At 51.3% G+C, this 24038-nt stretch carries 28 protein-coding genes; 14 read left to right on the top strand and 14 right to left on the bottom strand.

Going from position 1 to position 24038, the window contains the following annotated elements; translation table 11 throughout:
• Positions 1–79 precede the first annotated feature (79 nt).
• Both yjfN and bsmA read right to left on the bottom strand, forming a co-directional pair.
• Positions 80–355 carry a DUF1471 family protease activator YjfN gene (gene yjfN / locus BEG40_RS15060; RefSeq protein WP_000811566.1) on the bottom strand — a complete coding sequence of 92 codons (276 nt, stop codon included), beginning with the start codon at positions 353–355 and terminating at the stop codon, positions 80–82.
• A gap of 148 nt (positions 356–503) precedes the next feature.
• Positions 504–833, bottom strand: a complete 330-nt coding sequence (gene bsmA, locus BEG40_RS15055; protein WP_000254627.1) for a biofilm peroxide resistance protein BsmA — start codon at positions 831–833, stop codon at positions 504–506.
• Between the two features lie 181 nt (positions 834–1014).
• Between bsmA and yjfP the strand changes: the two genes are divergently transcribed.
• A complete protein-coding gene (gene yjfP / locus BEG40_RS15050; protein ID WP_105285672.1) occupies positions 1015–1764 on the top strand; it encodes an esterase in 750 nt (249 codons plus the stop codon).
• Here the strand turns inward: yjfP and ulaR are convergent.
• Together ulaR and ulaG are read right to left on the bottom strand one after the other, a co-directional pair.
• Complete coding sequence (gene ulaR / locus BEG40_RS15045; RefSeq protein ID WP_000133631.1) at positions 1761–2516, bottom strand: HTH-type transcriptional regulator UlaR; 756 nt, start codon at positions 2514–2516, stop codon at positions 1761–1763. The two genes, yjfP and ulaR, sit on opposite strands and share 4 nt — an antisense overlap.
• 108 nt (positions 2517–2624) lie before the next feature.
• Complete coding sequence (ulaG, locus tag BEG40_RS15040) at positions 2625–3689, bottom strand: L-ascorbate 6-phosphate lactonase (protein WP_105285671.1); 1065 nt, start codon at positions 3687–3689, stop codon at positions 2625–2627.
• 354 nt (positions 3690–4043) lie between these two features.
• Between ulaG and ulaA the strand changes: the two genes are divergently transcribed.
• Genes ulaA through ulaF form a run of 6 tightly spaced genes read left to right on the top strand, consistent with a single transcriptional unit; the run spans position 4044 to position 8450 of the window.
• Positions 4044–5441, top strand: a complete 1398-nt coding sequence (gene ulaA / locus BEG40_RS15035; RefSeq protein ID WP_001355100.1) for a PTS ascorbate transporter subunit IIC — start codon at positions 4044–4046, stop codon at positions 5439–5441.
• 15 nt (positions 5442–5456) lie between these two features.
• On the top strand, positions 5457–5762 hold the full coding sequence (gene ulaB / locus BEG40_RS15030; protein WP_000218350.1) for a PTS ascorbate transporter subunit IIB: 306 nt from the start codon (positions 5457–5459) through the stop codon (positions 5760–5762).
• Positions 5763–5771: 9 nt separating this feature from the next.
• On the top strand, positions 5772–6236 hold the full coding sequence (gene ulaC / locus BEG40_RS15025) for a PTS ascorbate transporter subunit IIA (RefSeq protein ID WP_000776505.1): 465 nt from the start codon (positions 5772–5774) through the stop codon (positions 6234–6236).
• 13 nt (positions 6237–6249) lie between these two features.
• Positions 6250–6900 carry a 3-keto-L-gulonate-6-phosphate decarboxylase UlaD gene (gene ulaD, locus BEG40_RS15020; protein WP_105285670.1) on the top strand — a complete coding sequence of 217 codons (651 nt, stop codon included), beginning with the start codon at positions 6250–6252 and terminating at the stop codon, positions 6898–6900.
• Between the two features lie 9 nt (positions 6901–6909).
• The gene (gene ulaE, locus BEG40_RS15015; protein ID WP_105285669.1) at positions 6910–7764 is read left to right on the top strand and encodes an L-ribulose-5-phosphate 3-epimerase UlaE; all 855 of its coding nucleotides are present in this window, start codon (positions 6910–6912) and stop codon (positions 7762–7764) included.
• Positions 7764–8450 carry an L-ribulose-5-phosphate 4-epimerase UlaF gene (gene ulaF, locus BEG40_RS15010; protein ID WP_001170783.1) on the top strand — a complete coding sequence of 229 codons (687 nt, stop codon included), beginning with the start codon at positions 7764–7766 and terminating at the stop codon, positions 8448–8450. Before ulaE ends, ulaF begins: the two co-directional genes overlap by 1 nt.
• Positions 8451–8577: 127 nt before the next feature.
• On the opposite strand, the gene yjfY is transcribed toward ulaF, so the two are convergent.
• Positions 8578–8853: a DUF1471 family protein YjfY gene (gene yjfY / locus BEG40_RS15005; RefSeq protein WP_000492914.1), complete on the bottom strand. Its 276-nt coding sequence runs from the start codon at positions 8851–8853 to the stop codon at positions 8578–8580.
• 326 nt (positions 8854–9179) lie between these two features.
• On the opposite strand from yjfY, the gene rpsF reads away from it, so the two are divergent.
• The 4 genes from rpsF to rplI are packed head-to-tail and all read left to right on the top strand — an operon-like array spanning position 9180 to position 10619.
• Positions 9180–9575: a 30S ribosomal protein S6 gene (rpsF, locus tag BEG40_RS15000; protein ID WP_001216676.1), complete on the top strand. Its 396-nt coding sequence runs from the start codon at positions 9180–9182 to the stop codon at positions 9573–9575.
• Positions 9576–9581: 6 nt separating this feature from the next.
• On the top strand, positions 9582–9896 hold the full coding sequence (priB, locus tag BEG40_RS14995) for a primosomal replication protein N (RefSeq protein ID WP_016159978.1): 315 nt from the start codon (positions 9582–9584) through the stop codon (positions 9894–9896).
• 4 nt (positions 9897–9900) lie between these two features.
• Positions 9901–10128 (top strand): 30S ribosomal protein S18, encoded by a 228-nt coding sequence (gene rpsR / locus BEG40_RS14990; protein ID WP_000135199.1) that lies wholly within the window; start codon positions 9901–9903, stop codon positions 10126–10128.
• Positions 10129–10169: 41 nt separating this feature from the next.
• The gene (rplI, locus tag BEG40_RS14985; protein ID WP_001196062.1) at positions 10170–10619 is read left to right on the top strand and encodes a 50S ribosomal protein L9; all 450 of its coding nucleotides are present in this window, start codon (positions 10170–10172) and stop codon (positions 10617–10619) included.
• Between the two features lie 100 nt (positions 10620–10719).
• On the opposite strand, the gene BEG40_RS14980 is transcribed toward rplI, so the two are convergent.
• The 6 genes from BEG40_RS14980 to BEG40_RS14955 all read right to left on the bottom strand — a co-directional run bounded on the left by BEG40_RS14980 (position 10720) and on the right by BEG40_RS14955 (position 18139).
• Entirely contained in the window at positions 10720–11997 is a 1278-nt protein-coding gene (locus BEG40_RS14980; RefSeq protein WP_001033619.1) for an MFS transporter, read from the bottom strand.
• 92 nt (positions 11998–12089) lie between these two features.
• The gene (locus BEG40_RS14975) at positions 12090–14162 is read right to left on the bottom strand and encodes an FAD-dependent oxidoreductase (RefSeq protein ID WP_105285668.1); all 2073 of its coding nucleotides are present in this window, start codon (positions 14160–14162) and stop codon (positions 12090–12092) included.
• Positions 14159–15700, bottom strand: a complete 1542-nt coding sequence (locus tag BEG40_RS14970) for an acyl CoA:acetate/3-ketoacid CoA transferase (RefSeq protein WP_105285667.1) — start codon at positions 15698–15700, stop codon at positions 14159–14161. Before BEG40_RS14970 ends, BEG40_RS14975 begins: the two co-directional genes overlap by 4 nt.
• A gap of 9 nt (positions 15701–15709) precedes the next feature.
• Positions 15710–16486 carry an enoyl-CoA hydratase/isomerase family protein gene (locus tag BEG40_RS14965; protein ID WP_105285666.1) on the bottom strand — a complete coding sequence of 259 codons (777 nt, stop codon included), beginning with the start codon at positions 16484–16486 and terminating at the stop codon, positions 15710–15712.
• Positions 16487–16495: 9 nt separating this feature from the next.
• Positions 16496–17338, bottom strand: coding sequence for a sugar phosphate isomerase/epimerase family protein (locus BEG40_RS14960; protein WP_105285665.1), 843 nt, complete (start codon positions 17336–17338; stop codon positions 16496–16498).
• Between the two features lie 9 nt (positions 17339–17347).
• Positions 17348–18139 carry a 3-ketoacyl-ACP reductase gene (locus BEG40_RS14955; RefSeq protein ID WP_105285664.1) on the bottom strand — a complete coding sequence of 264 codons (792 nt, stop codon included), beginning with the start codon at positions 18137–18139 and terminating at the stop codon, positions 17348–17350.
• A gap of 211 nt (positions 18140–18350) precedes the next feature.
• Between BEG40_RS14955 and BEG40_RS14950 the strand changes: the two genes are divergently transcribed.
• Positions 18351–18998, top strand: coding sequence for a TetR/AcrR family transcriptional regulator (locus tag BEG40_RS14950; protein ID WP_010348212.1), 648 nt, complete (start codon positions 18351–18353; stop codon positions 18996–18998).
• On the opposite strand, the gene ytfB is transcribed toward BEG40_RS14950, so the two are convergent.
• Entirely contained in the window at positions 18982–19620 is a 639-nt protein-coding gene (ytfB, locus tag BEG40_RS14945; protein ID WP_001119466.1) for a cell division protein YtfB, read from the bottom strand. The two genes, BEG40_RS14950 and ytfB, sit on opposite strands and share 17 nt — an antisense overlap.
• Positions 19621–19836: 216 nt before the next feature.
• On the opposite strand from ytfB, the gene bamJ reads away from it, so the two are divergent.
• Together bamJ and cycA are read left to right on the top strand one after the other, a co-directional pair.
• Complete coding sequence (gene bamJ, locus BEG40_RS14935; RefSeq protein WP_000211237.1) at positions 19837–20457, top strand: BamJ family beta-barrel-assembly machinery protein; 621 nt, start codon at positions 19837–19839, stop codon at positions 20455–20457.
• Positions 20458–20765: 308 nt separating this feature from the next.
• Positions 20766–22178 (top strand): D-serine/D-alanine/glycine transporter, encoded by a 1413-nt coding sequence (gene cycA, locus BEG40_RS14930; protein WP_105285663.1) that lies wholly within the window; start codon positions 20766–20768, stop codon positions 22176–22178.
• A 44-nt stretch (positions 22179–22222) separates the two neighbouring features.
• Here cycA and ytfE read toward each other — a convergent pair whose 3' ends face one another.
• Together ytfE and BEG40_RS14920 are read right to left on the bottom strand one after the other, a co-directional pair.
• Entirely contained in the window at positions 22223–22885 is a 663-nt protein-coding gene (ytfE, locus tag BEG40_RS14925; RefSeq protein ID WP_105285662.1) for an iron-sulfur cluster repair protein YtfE, read from the bottom strand.
• A gap of 107 nt (positions 22886–22992) precedes the next feature.
• A complete protein-coding gene (locus BEG40_RS14920; protein ID WP_105285661.1) occupies positions 22993–23958 on the bottom strand; it encodes a DMT family transporter in 966 nt (321 codons plus the stop codon).
• Between the last annotated feature and the right edge of the window lie 80 nt (positions 23959–24038).

Raw genomic sequence — 24038 nt, 5'->3', positions numbered from 1 at the left:
GCCATGAAATTTCAGGATCTGTAGGCCGGATAGGGCGCAGGCGCCGCATCCGGCATTGTTCATTCGATGTTGATGACATTCATGCATACAGTATCGCCTGTACACGCCAGTTATCGGGCTGCTGGTCTTCGTACATGGTAATAATGCGATACCATGACGCCCCCTGTTCATCGGCCTTTAACGCCACGATACGTTCCACGTCCTGCGGATCCCCTGAAATATTGCTAACCGAGATCTGACCTATTTCATTCAGGCCCGTCACGCAGTCAGCACTGGCGAATTCTGCAGACTGTGCCGTGGCGCTCGCAGGATAAGTCACTAATTGTAGCGAGGGTGAGGCAAGTAATTGTTTCATCGTCAGCTCCATTTTTCGTTTCCCCACATGTTGCAGGGCATTCCATCGCGGTAATAAACGCCCGAGCTTCCAGTCGGTAATTTATTGTGCACAGGTAAACGCATAGGGACGCAAAGCAATGTAAAGCTTACTATGTAAGTTGTCTGATTTATTTACGGTATAAAATGGCTTGTGAATACCACTGTCCTGTCACGATGGTTTCATCCACCATGACGACAACGTAATAATCAGCTTTTGCAGCGACAGCTTTCGCCCTGATTTCTGCTAATGCGTCATCCGGAGAACCCCGAACCATCGTGCTTACGCTACCTATTCGCTGCAACCCCTGGGTTTGGTCGCGGCGAATTTCTTGCGGATGGTCTGTTACTGGTGGTGCTGGCTGTGGCGTACCTTGCAGTGCGCTACAGGCGCTTAACATCAACACCAATAATAAACTGGCAAACCGGGAAATAACGCTATTACGTTTCCTGCTAACCATAGTGTAGTGCCTTATTAATTTAACTTTGGGGGAATGTTCCCGAATTGTTACCTGGTACGCGATTTTCGAATGAAAACGTGGCGAAAGCGTAATCCACATCTCAACATTATGAACTAATACTGCCAGCAGAAACTTGTGCTAAGGATTTGTTCATGTCATACCAGACCCAAAGGAGAAACAGATGATTGAATTAGAATCGCGCGTGCTGGCAGATATTCCCGTTCTTCACGCTTATCCCACAGGGCGAAAAGAAACCCCGTTACCATGCGTGATTTTTTATCACGGCTTTACTTCATCCAGCCTGGTGTATAGCTATTTTTCCGTCGCGCTGGCGCAGACTGGTTTGCGGGTGATTATGCCGGATGCGCCCGATCACGGTAGCCGTTTTAGTGGCGACGCACCGCGACGGTTAAATCAATTCTGGCAAATCTTGCTACAAAGTATGCAGGAGTTCACTACCTTACGTGCGGCAATAGCCGAAGAAAAATGGCTGCTTGATGAACGTCTGGCGGTTGGTGGCGCATCGATGGGCGCGATGACGGCGCTGGGGATTACCGCTCGCCACCCAACGGTGAAATGTACTGCCAGTATGATGGGCTCGGGCTATTTCACATCGCTTGCCCGTTCACTGTTTCCACCGCTAATACCTGAAACGGCAGCACAACAGAATGAATTTAATGATGTTATTGCGCCACTGGTGGAGTGGGAAGCGACAAACCACCTGGAACAACTCGGGGACAGGCCGCTCCTGCTGTGGCATGGCCTTGACGATGATGTAGTGCCTGCCGACGAATCACTACGTTTGCAGCAGGCATTAAGAGAAACGGGACGGGATAAACAGTTAACCTGTTCATGGCAGCCATGCGTGCGCCACCGTATTACACCCGAGGCGTTAGATGCCGCTGTGACATTTTTCCGCCAACATCTTTAAACACGCAGAATGCTGACCCCTTGCGCTTCCAGTTGTTGCAGGATTTCTGGGTTAGCATTTTTGCCGGTGATCAGCATATCGATTTGATCGGCACGGCTAAAGAGCATCCCCGCGCGTTCGCCAATCTTGCTGCTATCAACCAGTACCACCAGTTTTCCTACTACACTCAGCATTTTCTGTTCTGCCATCGCCGTCAGCATATCAGTTTTATACAACCCTTCCGCTGTTAGTCCTTTGCCACTGGTAAACATCCAGTGCCCGGCATAGAGACTGTTTTCGCTGCCCTGTGGGCTTAAGGTGATGGACTGACTTTTGTTGTATTGCCCGCCCATGATGATCACGCTGTCATGTTCCTGATCGATCAGGTAATTCGCCAGCGGCAGATAATTAGTGATAATTTGCACTGGCTTGCCACACATTTCCCGCCCAAGCAGGAATGCGGTGGAACCGCAGTTGATGACCACGCTTTCGCCCGGATTGACCAGCTGCGAGGCCGCTTTAGCGATACGTACCTTTTCATCGTGATTTTGCGCCTGATGCAGATTCATCGGCGTCCAGCGCGGGCGCTGCTGGGTAATGGCTTCTGCGCCATTGCGCACTTTTTTCAGTTTGCCGCTTTCGTCGAGTTTATTGATATCACGCCGCGCGGTAGCAGGCGAAATTCCCAGACGCTCAACGACTTTCTCAACAGTCACAAAGCCCAGTTGTGCGAGCATTTCCAGGAGAATTTGATGTCTTTGTGCTTCAGTCATGAGCTATTCCGATAAAATTTGATTTTTTTAGATGATATTTGAAATAGCCAGGAAATACTACGCCGGATAGCGCGAACATCTCTACGCTATCCGGTATAAACGACACGATTACAGGAACGATTTGAACGGCAGATCCGGTTCAATAGTGAAGCAATCGTCAAAACCACGCGGATAGTGGTACTCGAAGTTGTCTTTATCCAGCGGCCAGGTAAACTTGCCACCAACCTGCCAGATAAACGGCTTGAAGCCATACTTCAGGCGGTCTTTTTTCATTTCCCACAGCACGCGGATCTCTTGCGGATCGGCCTGGAAGTTTGACCAGATATCGTGGTGGAACGGAATAACCACTTTCGCATTCAGGGCTTCACCCATACGCAGCATATCGGCGCTGGTCATTTTGTCGGTAATACCGCGCGGGTTCTCACCGTACGATCCTAACGCCACGTCGATCTGATGCTCGTTACCGTGCTTCGCATAGTAGTTAGAGTAGTGGGAATCGCCGCTGTGATAAAGGGAACCGCCAGGCGTTTTGAACAGGTAGTTCACCGCGCGATCGTCCATACCATCTGGCAGTACGCCCGACGCTTTTTGATCCGCAGGCAGGGTAATCAGTGCAGTACGATCAAACGCGTCAAGCGCATGAATTTCAATGTCTTTCACTTTTACTACATCGCCTGGTTTGACCACGATGCAACGTTCTTTCGGCACGCCCCAGCCAATCCATAAATCCACGCAGGTTTTCGGCCCGATAAACGGTACGTCATCAGCGCAGTTTTGTATCACGGCGGCTGCCACGTTCACGTCGATATGATCGTTGTGATCGTGAGTCGCCAGCACGGCGTCGATCTGGCGAATAGCAAACGGATCTAGAACAAACGGCGTGGTACGCAGGTTTGGTTGCAGTTTTTTCACGCCCGCCATGCGCTGCATCTGGTGACCCTGTTTCATCAGCGGGTTGCCGTGGCTTTGTTTGCCAGTACCGCACCAGAAATCGACGCAAACGTTGGTGCCACCTTCTGATTTCAACCAGATCCCGGTACAGCCGAGCCACCACATCGCGAATGTGCCTGGTGCGACCTGCTCCTGTTCAATTTCTTCATTCAGCCAGCTACCCCACTCCGGGAAAGTACTCAGGATCCAGGATTCACGGGTGATACTTTTCACTTTACTCATCGCCATTTACCTTCATGATGGTTCAATTCGAATCAATAATTGATTGGTTTTGATTAATCCTGACACTATTTTTTCAGGAAGGCAATGACCATTTTTTGACTTTTGGCCTGGGAAGTTGTTGTGAATTTTGGCTGTGGAAAGATTTAATGGAATGTGTAATAAAGTTAACTTAATGAATTTAAATGATTAATTGTTTCTTTATGTGAATCACATACTTTCGTTGTGGAATTATTTGCGTGTCGCGTCACATTTAATCATAAATAATCTTGTTGTGATTACTTTTGAAAATTAGAGTGAGTACACAACATTCCGGGTGTGTGGAATACCCGGTTACCTCTTCTTCAGGAGATCGTTATGGAGATCCTCTACAACATCTTTACCGTGTTTTTTAACCAGGTCATGACCAATGCCCCATTGTTGCTGGGTATTGTGACCTGTCTGGGCTATATCCTGCTGCGCAAAAGTGTCAGCGTGATTATCAAAGGTACGATTAAAACCATTATTGGTTTCATGTTGTTGCAGGCAGGATCCGGCATCCTTACCAGCACCTTCAAACCGGTAGTGGCGAAAATGTCGGAAGTTTATGGCATTAACGGTGCGATTTCAGATACCTATGCCTCAATGATGGCGACCATCGAACGTATGGGTGATGCCTATAGCTGGGTGGGTTATGCGGTGCTGTTGGCTCTGGCGTTGAACATCTGTTACGTGCTGCTGCGTCGAATTACTGGCATTCGTACCATCATGCTGACTGGTCACATTATGTTCCAGCAGGCAGGGCTGATTGCGGTAACGCTGTTTATCTTCGGCTACTCCATGTGGACGACCATTATCTGCACTGCGATTCTGGTTTCGCTCTATTGGGGCATCACCTCCAACATGATGTACAAGCCGACTCAGGAAGTGACGGACGGCTGCGGTTTCTCCATTGGTCACCAGCAGCAGTTTGCATCATGGATTGCCTACAAAGTCGCGCCGTTCCTGGGCAAGAAAGAGGAGAGTGTTGAAGACCTCAAACTGCCAGGTTGGCTGAATATTTTCCACGACAACATCGTCTCCACGGCGATTGTGATGACCATCTTCTTTGGCGCCATTCTGCTTTCCTTCGGTATCGACACCGTACAGGCGATGGCAGGCAAAGTGCACTGGACGGTCTATATCCTGCAAACCGGTTTCTCCTTTGCGGTAGCGATTTTCATCATCACTCAGGGCGTGCGCATGTTTGTGGCGGAACTCTCTGAAGCGTTTAACGGTATCTCCCAGCGCCTGATCCCGGGTGCGGTTCTGGCGATTGACTGTGCGGCTATCTATAGCTTCGCGCCGAACGCCGTGGTCTGGGGCTTTATGTGGGGCACCATCGGTCAGCTGATTGCGGTTGGCATCCTGGTTGCCTGCGGCTCTTCGATCCTGATTATTCCTGGCTTTATCCCAATGTTCTTCTCCAACGCCACCATCGGCGTGTTCGCTAACCACTTTGGCGGCTGGCGCGCGGCGCTGAAGATTTGTCTGGTGATGGGGATGATCGAAATCTTTGGCTGTGTCTGGGCGGTGAAACTCACCGGTATGAGCGCCTGGATGGGCATGGCGGACTGGTCGATTCTGGCACCACCGATGATGCAGGGCTTCTTCTCCATCGGTATCGCCTTTATGGCCGTCATTATCGTCATTGCACTGGCTTATATGTTCTTCGCTGGCCGCGCACTGCGCGCAGAAGAAGATGCAGAAAAACAACTGGCAGAACAGTCTGCTTAATAAGGAGTTTTGATTATGACCGTACGTATTCTGGCTGTGTGTGGCAACGGACAAGGTAGTTCCATGATCATGAAGATGAAAGTGGATCAGTTTTTAACCCAGTCGAACATCGACCACTCGGTAAATAGCTGCGCGGTTGGCGAATACAAAAGCGAGTTGAGCGGCGCGGATATCATCATCGCTTCTACGCATATTGCGGGCGAAATCACCGTTACCGGCAACAAATATGTCGTTGGTGTGCGCAACATGCTCTCTCCTGCCGACTTTGGCCCGAAACTGCTGGAAGTGATCAAAGAACATTTCCCGCAGGACGTGAAGTAAGGACGCGCCATGAAATTACGTGATTCGCTGGCGGAAAATAAATCTATCCGTCTACAGGCTGAAGCTGAAACCTGGCAGGACGCGGTAAAAATTGGCGTCGACCTGCTGGTGGCGGCAGACGTTGTCGAGCCGCGTTACTACCAGGCGATTCTGGATGCGGTTGAACAGCACGGCCCGTACTTCGTGCTCGCACCAGGCCTGGCAATGCCGCACGGACGCCCGGAAGAGGGCGTTAAGAAAACCGGCTTTGCACTGGTGACGCTGAAAAAGCCGCTGGAGTTCAACCACGAAGATAACGACCCGGTAGATATCCTCATCACCATGGCGGCGGTCGATGCCAACACTCACCAGGAAGTGGGCATCATGCAAATCGTCAACCTGTTTGAAGATGAAGAGAATTTCGACCGTTTACGCGCCTGCCGTACCGAGCAGGAAGTACTGGATTTAATTGACCGCACTAACGCGGCTGCTTAAGAAGGAATTGAAGATGTCATTACCCATGTTGCAAGTCGCGCTGGACAACCAGACTATGGATAGCGCCTACGAAACCACTCGCCTGATTGCCGAAGAAGTCGACATTATCGAAGTGGGCACCATTCTGTGCGTGGGCGAAGGCGTGCGTGCGGTTCGCGATCTGAAAGCACTCTACCCGCATAAAATTGTGCTGGCAGACGCCAAAATTGCCGATGCGGGCAAAATCCTTTCTCGTATGTGCTTCGAAGCCAACGCTGACTGGGTGACCGTGATTTGCTGCGCGGATATCAACACCGCCAAAGGCGCGCTGGACGTGGCGAAAGAGTTTAACGGTGATGTGCAGATTGAACTGACCGGTTACTGGACCTGGGAACAGGCGCAGCAGTGGTGTGACGCAGGCATTGGGCAGGTGGTTTATCATCGCAGCCGTGACGCGCAGGCCGCTGGCGTGGCCTGGGGCGAAGCGGATATCACTGCGATTAAACGTCTTTCTGATATGGGCTTCAAAGTGACCGTCACCGGTGGCCTGGCGCTGGAAGATCTGCCGCTGTTCAAAGGCATTCCGATTCATGTGTTTATCGCAGGTCGCAGCATCCGTGATGCCGCTTCTCCGGTTGAAGCCGCACGTCAGTTCAAACGTTCCATCGCCGAACTGTGGGGCTAAGGAGCGGATATGTTGTCCAAACAAATCCCGCTTGGCATCTATGAAAAAGCACTCCCCGCCGGGGAGTGCTGGCTGGAACGGCTGCAACTGGCAAAAACGTTAGGCTTCGATTTTGTCGAGATGTCGGTAGATGAAACTGACGATCGCCTGTCGCGCCTCGACTGGAGCCGCGAGCAGCGCCTGGCGCTGGTGAATGCAATTGTGGAAACCGGCGTGCGCGTGCCGTCTATGTGCCTTTCTGCTCATCGTCGTTTTCCGCTGGGCAGTGAAGATGACGCAGTGCGGGCGCAGGGGCTGGAGATTATGCGTAAGGCCATCCAGTTCGCGCAGGACGTCGGCATTCGCGTGATCCAACTGGCGGGCTATGACGTTTACTACCAGGAAGCCAATAACGAAACGCGTCGTCGTTTCCGTGACGGCCTGAAAGAGAGCGTTGAGATGGCGAGCCGCGCGCAGGTGACGCTGGCGATGGAGATTATGGATTACCCCCTGATGAACTCCATCAGCAAGGCGCTGGGCTACGCGCACTATCTCAACAACCCGTGGTTCCAGCTCTACCCGGATATCGGCAACCTGTCGGCGTGGGATAACGACGTGCAGATGGAATTGCAGGCCGGAATCGGGCATATCGTCGCAGTGCATGTGAAAGACACCAAACCGGGCGTCTTCAAAAAGGTGCCGTTTGGTGAAGGCGTGGTGGATTTCGAACGTTGCTTTGAAACGCTCAAACAGAGTGGTTATTGCGGGCCTTACCTGATTGAGATGTGGAGTGAAACGGCGGAAGACCCGGCGGCGGAAGTGGCGAAAGCGCGTGATTGGGTGAAAGCGCGCATGGCCAAAGCAGGTATGGTGGAGGCGGCATAATGCAAAAGCTGAAACAGCAGGTGTTTGAAGCCAATATGGATCTGCCGCGTTACGGGCTGGTGACCTTTACCTGGGGCAACGTTAGCGCCATTGATCGCGAGCACGGGCTGGTGGTGATCAAGCCCAGCGGTATCGCCTACGAAACCATGAAAGCGGACGATATGGTGGTGGTCGATATGAGTGGCAAGGTGGTGGACGGTCAGTATCGCCCCTCATCAGACACCGCGACGCATCTCGAACTCTACCGCCGTTACCCGTCGCTTGGCGGCATTGTCCATACCCACTCCACTCATGCCACCGCATGGGCGCAGGCGGGGCTGGCAATTCCGGCGTTAGGCACCACGCACGCTGACTACTTCTTTGGCGACATCCCGTGTACGCGTGGATTAAGCGAAGAAGAGGTGCAGGGCGAGTATGAACTGAACACCGGCAAAGTGATTATCGAAACGCTGGGCGATGCCGAGCCGCTGCATACACCGGGAATTGTGGTGTATCAGCACGGACCATTTGCCTGGGGGAAAGATGCTCACGATGCGGTGCATAACGCGGTCGTGATGGAAGAAGTGGCGAAGATGGCGTGGATTGCGCGCGGCATTAACCCTCAGCTTAATCCCATCGACAGCTACCTGATGAATAAACACTTCATGCGTAAGCATGGTCCCAACGCCTATTACGGGCAGAAGTAAAACACGTGCTGCGGAAATTTCCTTCTTCGGGAGATAACTGGTCTGATTCCGCAGCCGTTTTCAAAAAAAGCCCCCTGAGAAGGGGGCAAAGCAAACTATGGCAATGTTTCGTTGGTTATACCTGGTGCTAGCGATAAATATCCGCGCTGGCGTGCATGTTGCCGTTACTCCCCGGTTCCCGCATCAGAATCACGTGGTAGTACGTTGCGCCTTGCGCATCTGTCTCTTCATTCAGTGCCTGGCGAGCTTCACTTTCAGTGGCGAAGTTATGGTTGATATAAATCACGCCTAAGCTCTGTACGTCGTCCATATTTCTGGCCTGGTGGTTATTAATTTCAATGGCTGCCCATGTATTTGCACTTAGCAAAAGCACAGCCAGAAGGGCTAAAACACGGCTGAACATAGATACCTCCTCGACGGCTGTCTTTGTGTGCTCTCCTCTGTGATGATCTTCTGATTTAATTTTAATCAATGATAAAGAAGTTGATGGTGACCATTTCTGATGCTGTTGTTCAAAAAAGCACCGTAATGGAATGTGATGAACTTCAAATCAGCGGGTTAGTACGATTTGGCGAAAGGTGAGATTTATTTGTCGGCTGGCCTTGAGTTTAGCGGGGTATACCAGTACTATAACGCGTCATTTTTCAGCCGCCCTTTAACACGTTCCTTGCCTCCATGGGCTGCGGCTGACCCAGACAGGAGGCTGAATAATCCGTAAGGAGCAATTCGATGCGTCATTACGAAATCGTTTTTATGGTCCATCCTGACCAGAGCGAACAGGTTCCGGGCATGATCGAGCGCTACACTGCTGCCATCACTGGTGCAGAAGGCAAGATCCACCGTCTGGAAGACTGGGGCCGCCGTCAGCTGGCTTACCCGATCAACAAACTGCACAAAGCTCACTACGTTCTGATGAACGTTGAAGCGCCGCAGGAAGTGATCGATGAGCTGGAAACTACCTTCCGCTTCAACGACGCCGTTATCCGTAGCATGGTAATGCGTACTAAGCACGCCGTTACCGAAGCATCTCCGATGGTTAAAGCGAAAGACGAGCGCCGTGAGCGTCGCGATGATTTCGCAAACGAAACCGCTGATGATGCTGAAGCTGGGGATTCTGAAGAGTAATTTCTGATGACCAACCGTCTGGTGTTGTCCGGCACCGTGTGCAGGACTCCCCTTCGAAAGGTCAGTCCATCAGGAATTCCTCACTGCCAGTTCGTGCTTGAGCATCGTTCTGTGCAGGAGGAAGCCGGTTTTCACCGGCAGGCGTGGTGTCAAATGCCCGTTATTATTAGCGGACACGAAAACCAGGCCATTACTCACAGTATAACGGTCGGCAGTCGCATAACCGTTCAGGGGTTCATTTCATGCCACAAGGCGAAGAACGGACTGAGCAAAATGGTTTTGCATGCCGAGCAGATTGAATTGATAGATTCTGGAGACTAGCCATATGGCACGTTATTTCCGTCGTCGCAAGTTCTGCCGTTTCACCGCGGAAGGCGTTCAAGAGATCGACTATAAAGATATCGCTACGCTGAAAAACTACATCACCGAAAGCGGTAAGATTGTCCCAAGCCGTATCACCGGTACCCGTGCAAAATACCAGCGTCAGCTGGCTCGCGCTATCAAACGCGCTCGCTACCTGTCCCTGCTGCCGTACACTGATCGCCATCAGTAATCGGTCACGGTCCATTAATACGACTTTGAGAGGATAAGGTAATGCAAGTTATTCTGCTTGATAAAGTAGCAAACCTGGGTAGCCTGGGTGATCAGGTAAACGTTAAAGCGGGCTATGCTCGTAACTTCCTGGTACCGCAGGGTAAAGCTGTTCCAGCTACCAAGAAAAACATTGAATTCTTCGAAGCACGTCGCGCTGAACTGGAAGCTAAACTGGCTGAAGTTCTGGCTGCAGCTAACGCTCGCGCTGAGAAAATCAATGCACTGGAAACTGTTACCATCGCGTCTAAAGCTGGCGACGAAGGTAAACTGTTCGGTTCCATCGGTACTCGCGACATCGCTGACGCTGTAACTGCAGCTGGCGTTGAAGTGGCTAAGAGCGAAGTTCGTCTGCCGAACGGCGTTCTGCGTACCACTGGCGAACACGAAGTGAGCTTCCAGGTTCACAGCGAAGTATTCGCGAAAGTGATCGTAAACGTAGTAGCTGAATAATTCGTTATTCAACGAGACGTAAAAACGCCGACCATTGGTCGGCGTTTTGCTTTATAGCGAAAGCGTTACAACTGGAGTATAACGCTCTGATATCTATTAATTAGCTTGTCGCTAGCTGTACTTGCGGTTCTTCATCTTTAACTTTGATAAGCGTCCACAATGCAATAGCGCCAATAATGTCAAAGAAAGCCAGAGCAATAAAGAACGGTGCGAAGCCGATAATGTGAACGAATGCCCCGATGAACAGGTTGAAAATCAACTGACCGCTCCACGCACAGGCTCCAGCCATACCCACTGCGGTAGCCACTTCGTCTTTTTTGAACAGATCGCCGCCCAAAGTTGCTGCAACGGTAGAAAGGCATTGATGCGAGAACGCGCCAATACTAATCAGTAACACGGCAATGTAGGGATTTTCGACAATACTCACCAGACCAATCGTCATCATGATGACGGCAGCGATAGTGAAGGTAATTCTTCGTGAGTTGATTAAACTCACGCCGCGATCGTGGAAGAACTTCGCGACAAAACCACTGGCTAAACAGCCAAGGTCGCCCAACAGGAAAGGTAGCCAGACGAACATCGCAATTTCTTTCAGGCTAAAATGCAGCGTTTCAACAAAGAAAATTGGCACCCAGAAGTTAATGGTTCCCCATGCCGGGTCAGCGAGAAAACGCGCGATGCCAATCCCCCAGAAATTACGTTGGCTGAGGATATGCTTGATTGATGTTTTTTCTTTCTTATCTGTTTTAAGATGCTGTTCTTGCCCTGATTCAATATAGTGGCGCTCTTCATCAGAAAGGCGTTTGGCATCTTTTGGATCTTTATAACAAAAGAACCAAAATAAAGCCGCGAGCAAAGCAAGGCTACCTGAGACAATAAACGCAAATTGCCAGCTATGAAACATAATGCACCAGGCAATTAGCGGTGGTGCAAGCATCGCGCCGAGTGAGGTGCCCATATTGAAAACACCTGTTGCCACGCCACGCTCTTTTGCCGGGAACCATGTTGATGCGGTTTTTACACCGGCCGGAATTGCCGACGCTTCGCTGAAACCCATCAGGGCGCGCATAAATGCCAGACCTGACCATGTTCCGGTCAGCGCATGACCCATTGTTGCCAGCCCCCATACTGCGGCGCAAATCGCAAAACTCAATTTCAGACCAACAGTGTCAATAAAAAATCCCATTACCGGTTGACCCAATGTATAGGCCAACTGGAATGCACTGACAATCCATGAATATTGCTCTTTGGTTATTCCGGTTGTCTCCATAATCGTTGGAGCCGCAATACCTAACGCCGTTCTGTCCAGATAATTGATTACAGTGATAAAGCATACGAGGGCAATCATATGCCACCGGTAATTTTTTATTTTATTCATGTTTAAACCTTTTAATTATATTAATAAACCCTGGTTGTTGGTAATTCCGTATAATAGTTAATAAAAATCAGGTACAGAGAACATATTAAAAATTATTGTGTGTAAATCTCTCCCTTTAGAAAATCTGGCCAGTTTTTTTCAAAGTAAATACCATTAATACGCGGTAGCACACGTAACGACTTCACTTCAGTAATAAAAGAGTCTTGTGAATAATGAATAGTTAATTTGTGATTTTTATCATCATCTTGTTCAGAGCGAAAACGCCATTCTTCTTTTGCCCCCTGGCGAGTTTGCGGTAGATATTCACCCTGGGGATCAATAATCATCCGCGCCCCACGACTGCCGCCGCCTGCGTCAATAAAATGCGTTAATTGTGTTAAGACGGCGGCAGACGTCAGCGCCATATGCCGCCACATAAACAATTCGGCAACTTCGCCCACGTGTTTGATAGCCAAACCATGCCGTTGTACAAATTCATTCAATAGCAGGGCATCGCGAGTGGCGCGCCGGACTTTATCGCCATGGCAAATAAACCCAGCGTAGTCAGACATTCGTGCCTGGATTTTTTCCCTCACCGTTACCAGCGCCATTCCATTTTCGTTTGCCAGCGCCTGAGTGATGATCTCTCTGATTGAATTTAGTGCCGGAGATGCCAGTTGTGCGACATCATCTTCAACAGATCGCTTTTGTGTGCAGCCAATAAAACGCGCCAGACGCACGGCAAAAACCTGTCCGGCATTCAGCGCCGCGCCGCCAGGTCGGGTAACACCGTGAGTTCCGGCGACTTCTCCCACCGCAAAACAACCGGGCAGAGAAGTTTGCCCCCAGATATCAACCTCAATGCCGCCATTCATATGCTGATTGTTCATGGCAAACTGCAACGGCTGCGTGGTGAGATCGTAACCGTGCATCTTATACAGTGAGATGGACAATGGATTCATCCGTTGCAGACGTTCGATAGGCGATGGCGCCAGAGCGTCGTTATTTTCCAGATATGCGCGAACGTCGTCGTCCAGTCGATCTAATGAGAAGGGCAAATCACCAGGCACCGCTTCAGGATTTCGCTTGAAATCCATAAAAACCTGGCGGCCTGATTGCTGCTCTTGCGCTACCGCCATGTCCAACAGGCTTGAGCCAAAACCCATCACCCGCGTGGCGTGGAACGGCCACTGATAGCCTTTACGGAAGATGTTTGAAGCCAGTTCCTGGGTGGTGCGATAGTAATCCGCGAGGAAGTTATACTCGTTGCCCTCGGCATCCACGGAATAGATATACGGGATCACCTGCACATAGGTGCCGGACAAATTCCACGGAAACGTGCTGCGCGGCGTGCCTATACCAAACTGGCTTTCGGTCAGATTGGTTAGCGTCAGACCTTCTTCCAGCGCCAGCCCCAGCGAGCCAAAGCATTTATGCGGATAAACACTGTCGCGATAAAGCTCGCCCGGCCCGCCTGTTGCCAGTACCACATTGGGCGCAGTAACAATTGCCAGTCCCCACGGGTTATGGGCGCGGGAACCGGTTGCGAGGATAGCTCCTGCCACGCGATCTTCGCCATTCTCACCGCGTTGATGCAGCAGTTTGATAACTGTCGCGCTGGTTAACAATGGGATGGAAAGACGCTGCACTTCTTCGAGCAATACTTTCACCATCAGACGAGAAGTGCGCGGCCCACAGGAGGTTGCGCGTCCGGCTTCGTCATGGTCGGTCTGATAACGGAGAATTGCACCATAGCGATCTTCCGGTAATTCCAGACCGAGATATTGCAGCCCGCCAAGGGTATGCAGGGAACCGACTGCTTCAACATACGCCGTGTCGTGATCCATCGCACCGCCGCTCGCCAGTGCTTCGGCAAGTTTGGTGAAGTTGTCGCCGTTGCCCGCCGTAGCGGCGGTAAACAGCGTCTGTTTATCGGAACCGGAGCAGGCCGATGTTCCCATGTATAACCCGGCGGTGGCGATCAGCACATTTTGCTGGCGACGTTTCAGTTCAACCGCCGCACGTAATCCTGCCGCGCCGCTACCAACGACCAGAGCATCTGTTTGCCAGAGTGGGTAGTCAACACCGTCCACCGTGACAATTGACGTTGGCTCTGTTGACACAAAACCCTTCGGGAAGGTGACGTGGGTCAGCGCATCGAGGATGGCGTCATCAGGCTGGCTCATGCGTCCTCCATCGGCGTAAAAAGGCTACTTTCCATCAGGCGCGGTTGGTTGATAATTGGACGGAAGGCCATATACGGCAGAATGTCGCGGTCAATCTCTACGCCCGGCGCGATTTCAATTAATTCAACGCCTTCTGCCGTTAACTGGAATACCGCACGTTCAGTGATATACAGTACTTCCTGACCGCTTTGCTGTGCGTAGGCGGCGCTAAAGGTGATTTTTTCCACCTGAGTAACCAGTTTGGGGATTTGACCTGGCTGGGCGATATGCAAGCCATCTGGTGTTACGTCAATTTTGCTGCCTTTGGCGTCGAACGTACCGCAGAACACCACCTTACGGGCGTTTTGCGCAATTTCGAGAAATCCGCCAGGGCCAATCAGATTGCCATTGAGATGTGAGACGTTGACGTTACCATGTTGATCCATCTCGCCCATGCCGAGGAACGTAATGTCGATGCCGCCGCCGCTGTAGAACTCGAATTGATCCAGCGAAGGGATAATGGCGTCGGCGTTACGGGCGCAGCCGAAAAACGCGTCATCCAGCATCATACCGTTATGCACGCCTTGCTCGACGCTTAGCCATAAACTTTGGTAAGGAACGCCTTCACGCAGCGCAACCCCAGGAATACCGCCGGGGATACCAAAGCCAAAGTTGGTTGAAGCGCCTGCCACCAGCTCGCGCGCTGCCCGACGGGCAATTAAGCGACGTACCGGATGACTAACCAGTTCAATAGCGCCGTTAGAACTCAGACGGCGATGTTGACCGCTGATCGTCAGGTCGTAACCGCCAAGATAGGTTTGCGGTTGTTCGCGGTATTCAACGATGCCATCAACCAGAATCCCCGGTAATTTGACCCGACGTGGTTCAATAGCGCCAGCTTCCAGTACATCGCGCACCTGTACGAACACTTTGCCACCGCTGTTGTGTGCTGCCAGCGCCATCGAATAGCTATCCATATCAATCGCTTCTTCTTCGAGGCTGACGTTGCCACGCGGATCGGCATAGGTGCCCCGCAAAATGGCATAGTCCACTTTGAAAGGGCGATAGCGGAGTTTGGTTTCGCCATCAATTTCGATCAGTTCTACCAGATCCTCGGTGGTGCAAGCGTTCGACTTTCCGCCGCCATTGCGTGGATCAACAAATGATCCCAGGCCAACGTGGGTAAAAAGTCCCGGACGTCCGGCACCAATTTCCCGCAGCAATGCCTGAATCACACCGCCTGGGAAGCAGTAGGCTTCAATGGCATTGTTCTTCACCAGTTCCTGCATTTTGGGCGACCAGGTAAAGTGTCCGGCAATAATGCGTTTGAGCATTTCAGCATGAGCGAAGCGGTTCGTGCCTTTGCAGTCGCGATCGCCAATGCCCAGCGAGTGGATTAGCGTCAGGTCGCGTGGATGTCCGGTTTGCAGGAAACGCGCTTCAATAGCTGCCAAAATATGGTCGGCTTCCACCATACCGCCGCCGTTACCGCTAATGGCAATGGTTGCGCCATCCTGAATTTGCGCCGCCAGTGCCTCGGCGGTTGTTATCTTACGCATACAATTTCCTTATTGATTATGGAAGCTCACGCTACTTTTTTCGGCAAATGCCTGCGTCGCCTGCTGGCAATCCTGAGTGGCGGACATTAATCCAGCCAGTAACTGGTGTGGGTATTCAGCGTGTTTATTTTCCAGTGCCAGAATCAGCTGCTTAATATGCGCCAGTGCCACCGGACCACATTTTTCCAGCTGCGCTAACTGGTTCGCCATCCAGCTTTCCACCTGTTCTTTTTCTACTACTTCATCAATTAAATTCGCCGCCTGGGCTTCATGCGCCGTCAGGTGTTTACCCAGCATCAGCATCTGGCGACCGACCACCGGACCAACCTGATTAAGCACGCGTTCAATGCCCATCCAGCCAGGCACCATGCCGAGCATGACTTCCGGGTTAGAAAATTTCGCGCTGGGGCGAGCGATTCGAATATCGCAGCACAAGGCGAGTTCAATACCGCCGCCGATGGTATGACCGTTGAGATTCGCAACCGTTAATTGCGGTAAATTGCGCAGACGATTAAAAACGTCATTACCGCGTTTAATCCATTTTCTGCCCATATCTAATGGCGAATAGGCCGACCACGATTTAATATCACCGCCCGCACAAAAGAATTTATCGCCGGTTGCCGTTAATTCGACTAATCGTAATGTGGTGTCGTTTTCAATTTCATTTAAATAATGGTCGAGAGATTCAATCATCTCTTCGTTAATAGCATGACATTTATCTTCACGGTTCAACGTCAGACGGCAGGAAGCCGCCGCTCTGCTGAACAGAACGGGTTGGTCATTCATGATTATTCCTTAGCAATAATGCGCGATGCGATCGACGCTAATATCCAGCGTGCTGTTAATATCTTTCTGCCACCAGTACGGTGAGAATATTTCCAGTTCAATAGCGCCATTAAATCCGGCGTTTTCAACCAGTCGACGAATTGACGGAATATTTATCACGCCATCTCCCGGCATTCCCCGGTCATTGACCAGATCGGTGGTCGGCACTAACCAGTCGGAAACATGAAACGCGAGAATACGTTTTCCGGCGCGCAGGATCTGGCTGGCCAGATCCGGATCCCACCAGACATGGTAAACATCCACAGCCACGCCGAGGCCAAATTCGCCATCGGGATCGAGTTCATCACACCAGTCCAGCGCCTGGCGTAACGTGCACAAACAAGAGCGATCGGCGGCGGTCATTGGGTGCAGTGGCTCCAGCGCAATCGGCACGCCAACTTCTTTCGAATGTGGCAGTAACTGGCGTATCCCTTGTTTCACCTGTTCCCGTGCTTCATACAGATCTTTTGTGCCCTGGGGTAAGCCGCCAACCACCTGCATATAACAGGCGGCGTTCAGCACCGCTGCGTCGTCCAGCGCCCGGCGGTTATCATCAATCGCCAGTTTGCGTTCCGCCAGCGTCGGCGCGGTGTAGTAGGTGCTACGACATAAACCGGAAACGCTCATGTTACTGGCGGCAAGCTGACGGGCGATCTGCTGAAGATCTTCGCCCTGCAACTCTCTGCGCCAGGGGGCGATCGCACCTATACCGCGTGCGGCGCAGGCATCAATAATGGCGGGTAGCGGGGTTTTATAGCCCAGCGTCGCGGTATTGATGCTGAATAAATCCGGGCGTTGTAACAGATCTCTCATGGTTCAGCCTCAGAAACGCGGCATACTTAAGCCACCGTCGATGGCGACGGCCTGACCACAGGTGTAAATCAGTTTGCCTTCCGCCATCGCGCGGACAGTGGAGGCGATATCAGCCGGATAACCCCAACGTCCCCACGGCACCAGTCCCTTAGCGATCAGTTCGTCGTAATAAGCCGTTGCCGGAATAGTCATATCGGTTTTGATTAGACCAGGGCGCACTTCATAGACGCCAATTTGTTCGTTGCAAAGGCGAGCGGCAAACAGACGAGCAGCGGCAGAAACGGCGGTTTTAGCGATGGTATATTCGCCGCGATTCATCGCCAGCATGATGGCGTTGATTGAGCTGACAAAAATAATCGAGCGGTGCGGGAATTCTGTTTCTGGTTTTGGCTGTGCGAGCAGACGTTTACTGAATGCCTGTGCGAGGAAGAACGGCGCGCGGGTGTTAATAGCAATGTTTTGGTCGAAACTGTCTGGTTCGAGGTCGAGGAGATCACCGCGTTTTTTCACAGAAATGCCCGCGTTATTGAGCAGGCAGTCCAGACGCTCCCACTGATTTTGCGCCGCGTCGAGCATCTCTTCATGCAGGGAGAGATCGCCAACATCGGCAGGGAAGCAAATCACTTCCACGCCTTCTGCCATACATTCCTGTTGCGTGGCATATAATTTTTCTACGCTGTCGGCATCGGGGCGATCGTTAATCAACAGATTAAATCCGCCACGGGCAAGCTCCAGCGCACACCCCTTACCAATGCCACGTGCGGCTCCAGTGATGACGGCAACAGGACGAGTGGATTTCATACAATAGCTCTCTTTTTGAATATTGTTTCCCTAAGTGACGATTAGCTTGCGACGTGCGGCAAGAAAGATCAACCATCTGGTTGGTTGATATGCGATAGTGATCACAGGACATTTGATAACCCGATGAAAGTACAAGTTTTTAGCCTTTTTACTGGAGCTTCTAATTAATCGGGTTAAGATAGTCATCTTGAAGAGGTCGTGGGGAAGCGTTATGTATCTTGATACCAGCAACGTACAGAGCCTGAAGGAAAAGCTGCTGTTATGTGCGGTTAATGAATTTGCCGAATATGGTTACGAAGGAGCCAGAGTCGATAATATTGTTAAGGCCGCAGGGTGCAGTAAACAGACGGTTTATCACCACTTTGGTAATAAAGAAAATTTATTTATCGAAGTGCTGGAATATACCTGGAACGATATTCGACAAAAAGAAAAATCCCTGGATGTTTCAGGTCTTCCTCCACAAAAAGCAATTGAAAAAATCATCGATTTTACCTGGGATTATTACATTGCTAACCCCTGGTTTTTAAAAATTGTGCATAGTGAAAACCAGAGTAAAGGTGTGCATTATGCAAAATCACAGCGTCTTTTAGAAATTAACCATGCGCACTTGCAGTTAATGGAATCTTTGTTGGCTGAAGGGAAGAGGCTCAATATTTTTAAGCCAGATATCGACCCGTTGCAGGTGAATATTAATATTGCCGCGCTCGGGGGATATTATTTGATCAACCAGCATACGCTTGGCCTGGTTTATCACATCAGTATGGTTTCACCGCAGGCGCTGGAAGCCAGACGTAAGGTCATCAAAGAGACGATCCTTAGCTGGCTTCTCGTTGACCCTTCATCTACCGCGCACGAATAAAACTGCCATCTGGCTGGCGGGTAAACAGAACCTGTTGATTATTCCCCGTATCAATGGTTAAGCCCGTCACTACGCCGCTGGCGTTCTGGCGGATTTGTACCAATTGCCCATTTTGCAAATTACTTAGCGGCTTGCCCGCGCCTTCTACCTGCGCCATCGCATAGACATCGGTAGCGGGTAGTCCGTGGTCGCGGAACAATTGCGCCATCGTTTTACCCGGTTCGACACGATAAGAGCGCCACTGATTATCAATTCCACCATCTGGCTGGAAAGGTTGCGTTTGCGAAGTTTGTGGCTGATCTTCCGGCTGGCCTTCCTGTATCGGTTCAGGGGCGACCGGAGCCACCTGATCAGGATCATTTTGTGGGGTAACTAATTGCGCCCGCAGTTGTTCTTCCGTTGGCGGTTGTGATTGCGACTGAATATCCAGCTGCGCTTCACGCGTCACCACCGGCGCGTTGGGCGTATCATCAGACGGAAGCAGAAAACCGACCACCAATACAATGGCGGCAATAATGATCCCCCGACGATGCATCGGCGGCAGCGGGTCCATGAAGCGAAAATTGTCCGGCGCGTGCCAGACTTTCTCCAGGGTTGGTTTTAGTTCAAAGCGCCCGGGCATGGTTTCCTCCTGCTCCGCGTCTTGTTCCTCAATCATAGCCTATGAATAAGCTAACGCTATGATGTCCGTGGTAAACCCGCCTTTATTATATTCATACGGGATATTGCTATTGTTTCTTTTTCCCCGTGATTTGTCATCATTCCCGCGACAAAGTTTTACCCAAGGAAGTGTGGCTGATATGCTGCCGCTACTTTATACCCGAAGAAAGGAAATACGATGACCACTCCAACTTTTGATACCATCGAAGCGCAAGCAAGCTACGGTATTGGTTTGCAGGTAGGGCAACAACTGAGTGAATCTGGTCTGCAAGGGCTGCTGCCAGAAGCACTGGTTGCGGGCATTGCCGATGCGCTGGAAGGTAAACATCCGGCTGTTCCGGTTGATGTGGTGCACCGCGCGCTGCGTGAAATTCACGAACGTGCTGATGCCGTTCGTCGTCAGCGTTTCCAGGCGATGGCTGCCGAAGGTGTGAAATACCTCGAAGAAAACGCCAAAAAAGAGGGCGTGAACAGCACCGAATCTGGCCTGCAATTCCGCGTGATCAATCAGGGCGAAGGCGCAATTCCTGCGCGCACCGACCGCGTTCGCGTTCATTACACCGGTAAGCTGATCGACGGTACTGTATTTGACAGCTCCGTTGCCCGTGGTGAACCGGCTGAATTCCCGGTTAACGGCGTGATTCCAGGCTGGATTGAAGCACTGACTCTGATGCCGGTGGGTTCTAAATGGGAACTGACCATCCCGCAGGAACTGGCTTATGGCGAGCGTGGCGCAGGCGCGTCCATCCCTCCGTTCAGCACCCTGGTGTTTGAAGTCGAACTGCTGGAAATCCTCTAAGCAGCGCATTCTGTTCCCCTCGAGCCAGAGGGGAGCAGGCATTCAGCAATAACCCCTTCAGTTTGCCAAACGACGCTATTTTGTGTTGCAAAGACCACGTAAGCGTGTATTTTTGTGAGCTGTTTCGCGTTATCACCGTGATATGACACTCACTTTAAACATTAAATTAACATTAGATCTAAATCTTAGTATTCATCCCGCGTATTGTTACCTAATATCGATGAGTCCCGATACAGATTCGTCGTATCATAGACTGACTAAAGGCCGCAGAGCCTGAACAACACAGACAGGTACAGGAAGAAAAAAACATGGTAGATCAGGTAAAAGTCGTTGCCGATGATCAGGCTCCGGCTGAACAGTCGCTACGGCGCAATCTCACAAACCGACATATTCAGCTTATTGCCATTGGCGGTGCCATAGGTACAGGGTTGTTTATGGGTTCCGGTAAAACAATTAGTCTTGCCGGGCCGTCGATCATTTTTGTTTATATGATCATCGGCTTTATGCTCTTTTTCGTGATGCGGGCAATGGGGGAATTGCTGCTTTCGAATCTGGAATATAAATCTTTTAGTGACTTCGCTTCCGATTTATTGGGACCGTGGGCAGGATATTTCACCGGCTGGACTTATTGGTTCTGTTGGGTAGTTACTGGTATGGCGGATGTTGTCGCTATTACCGCTTATGCGCAGTTCTGGTTCCCGGGGCTTTCCGACTGGGTGGCGTCGCTGTCGGTGATCATTCTGTTGCTGGTTCTTAATCTCGCCACTGTGAAAATGTTCGGTGAGATGGAGTTCTGGTTTGCGATGATCAAAATCGTCGCCATCGTGTCGCTGATTGTCGTTGGTCTGATCATGGTGATGATGCACTTCCAGTCTCCGACCGGTGTGGAAGCGTCGTTCGCGCATTTGTGGAATGACGGCGGCTGGTTCCCGAAAGGCTTAAGCGGCTTCTTTGCCGGATTCCAGATAGCGGTTTTCGCTTTCGTGGGGATTGAGTTGGTCGGTACAACGGCTGCGGAAACGAAAGATCCGGAGAAATCACTGCCACGCGCAATTAACTCCATTCCGATCCGCATCATTATGTTCTACGTCTTCGCGCTGATTGTAATTATGTCCGTGACGCCGTGGAGTTCTGTGGTCGCGGAGAAAAGCCCATTTGTTGAACTGTTTGTGCTGGTGGGGCTGCCTGCGGCGGCAAGCGTGATTAACTTTGTGGTGCTGACCTCTGCGGCTTCTTCTGCTAACAGTGGCGTATTTTCTACCAGCCGTATGTTGTTTGGTCTGGCACAGGAAGGCGTCGCGCCGAAAGCGTTCGCTAAACTCTCTAAACGCGCAGTACCAGCGAAAGGGCTGACCTTCTCCTGCATCTGTCTGCTCGGCGGCGTGGTGATGTTGTATGTGAATCCAAGCGTGATTGGCGCGTTCACGATGATCACTACAGTTTCCGCGATTCTGTTTATGTTCGTCTGGACGATTATCCTTTGTTCGTACCTGGTGTACCGCAAACAACGTCCGCACCTGCATGAGAAGTCGATCTACAAGATGCCGCTCGGCAAACTGATGTGCTGGGTATGTATGGCATTCTTTGTATTCGTCATCGTGCTGCTGACGCTGGAAGATGACACCCGCCAGGCGCTGCTGGTTACCCCGTTGTGGTTTATTGTACTGGGGCTGGGCTGGCTGTTTATTGGTAAGAAGCGGGCTGCTGAACTGCGGAAATAGCCGCACTATCAAGCTGGATGGCGCAATGCCATCCAGCTTTTAGATCACTCACCCGCCAGCGCGCGCGGGAACAGTACATTGTTTTCCAGACTAATGTGATCCATCAGGTCATCAATCAATTCATTGATACCGTTATACATCGCTTTCCAGGTGGTGCAGGCTTCTGGCGGCGGTGTGACGTTATTGGTAGTGTGTTTGATCACTTCCAGCAGTTCGCCCGCTTCATCGTGCTCGCTTTCCATTACGCTGATTGGCCCCATTGCCTGGCTGCCCATGCCTTGTTTGATCATCGGGAAGAGGATCTGCTCTTCTTTCATCATGTGGCTGGAAAGCTCTTCATGCAGCATGGTCAGGTATTTTGTCAGCCCTTTTGGCACGCTCGGTTTGTCGGCGTGAACGCGCTCGACTTTAGTCGCTTGCAGAATCAGCTCCGGCAGTTGCTCGCGGTGACGATCGTGGTAGCGCACGATGATATGGTCGATGATTTCCGCCAGCGGCGCGCTACGCCAGTCTTTCTCAATCGGTTGTTCAGCAAGCTTTGCCAGTTCGGCTTCAATGGCGTCAACATCCAGCTCCTTACGTGCCGCCGCGCGCGCCAGCGTCTGCTTACCGCCGCAGCAGTAATCCATATCATATTTACGAAACAGAGCCGAAGCGCGAGGAATAGAGAGCGCCAGTTCACCTAAAGGTTGGTCGCGATAAGCCATAGCTGATACCTCATTCTTAATAAGATAAGATGTATTTTAAATGCATCTTTAAGGCAAAAGCTATAACCCTTACGTAGCAGAGGCTTATTTAACAGACTGGCAAGGTGTCAACTTTCAGAGACAGGTTCGGTTAAAGGTTTTTCTGGTTTTGCTCTGACTGCAATGACCACACCAACCACTAACAGCGCGATACCGCTCAGCGTCATTAGCGGCGGCATTTGCTGGCGGAGTAAAAAGGTGTACAGCAAACCTGCCAGCGTTTCGAAAACAATCAGCGGCCCGAGAATCACTGTCGGTAATCGCTGGCTGGCGACGTTCCAGCAGAGTGCGCCAACCCATGAGCAAAGCACGGCTATCGCAACCATCAGACTAATAAACACCAGCGGACGGGGGCCAAAAGGTAAGGAGAAGTCCGGCGTTTGTATATTCAGCCAGTAACAGGCGACGAGATAGCCGATGAGAGAAACCGGCAGCGTGACCAGCGCCTGCGCCGTCGCCCACATCATTGGATGTTTGTCTGGGTTTTCCCGCAGCCAGCGGGCGTTGCGTAGGGCATACCACGCCCAGCAGACCACGGAAACTAACGCCAGCACGATGCCAGAGGTATAACGTGCCCAGTCAAAATTGGGGAGTCCGTGGTTTAACTCAGCAATATTCACACACGCCAGGCCGATGCCAATACAAACCAGCGCCGGAGCGAGTTTTCCCCATGCGAGTTTGCCGTCGCGCTGGCTATAAAGCAGATTGGCGAAGACAGGAATAACCACCGGCAGGGTGCCGATAATCATCGTGGAAACAGGCGCGCCGGTACGTTGAATGGCACTGGCAAGGCAAAAATAATAAATCAGGTTGCCCATCATGGTGAGCATCAAGGCGGTAAACCAATCGCGACGCGCCAACTGACGCAGACGCACGCGCCCCAGCCAGGCAATGGGTAGCGCAATTAATCCTAACGCCAGATAACGCCCCATCGACTGCAACATCGCCGGGTATTCCGGCAAGATCAACGGCCCGACAAAAATAAGCCCCCACATCAACCCTGCTAGCAGGGCGTACAACACGCCGCTAATCATCACTGGCATCCACTGGTCTGTCAGAAGAAATGTTCAGGAAGCAGACATGGTTGCTCCCGGCATCCCGTCATTATCAGAGA

It is taken from the genome of Escherichia sp. MOD1-EC5495 (assembly GCF_002965965.1).
GTDB classification, from domain to species: domain Bacteria; phylum Pseudomonadota; class Gammaproteobacteria; order Enterobacterales; family Enterobacteriaceae; genus Escherichia; species Escherichia ruysiae.
Note: the sequence above shows the minus strand (reverse complement) of the source record. Positions and strands in the feature narration are given on the sequence as shown.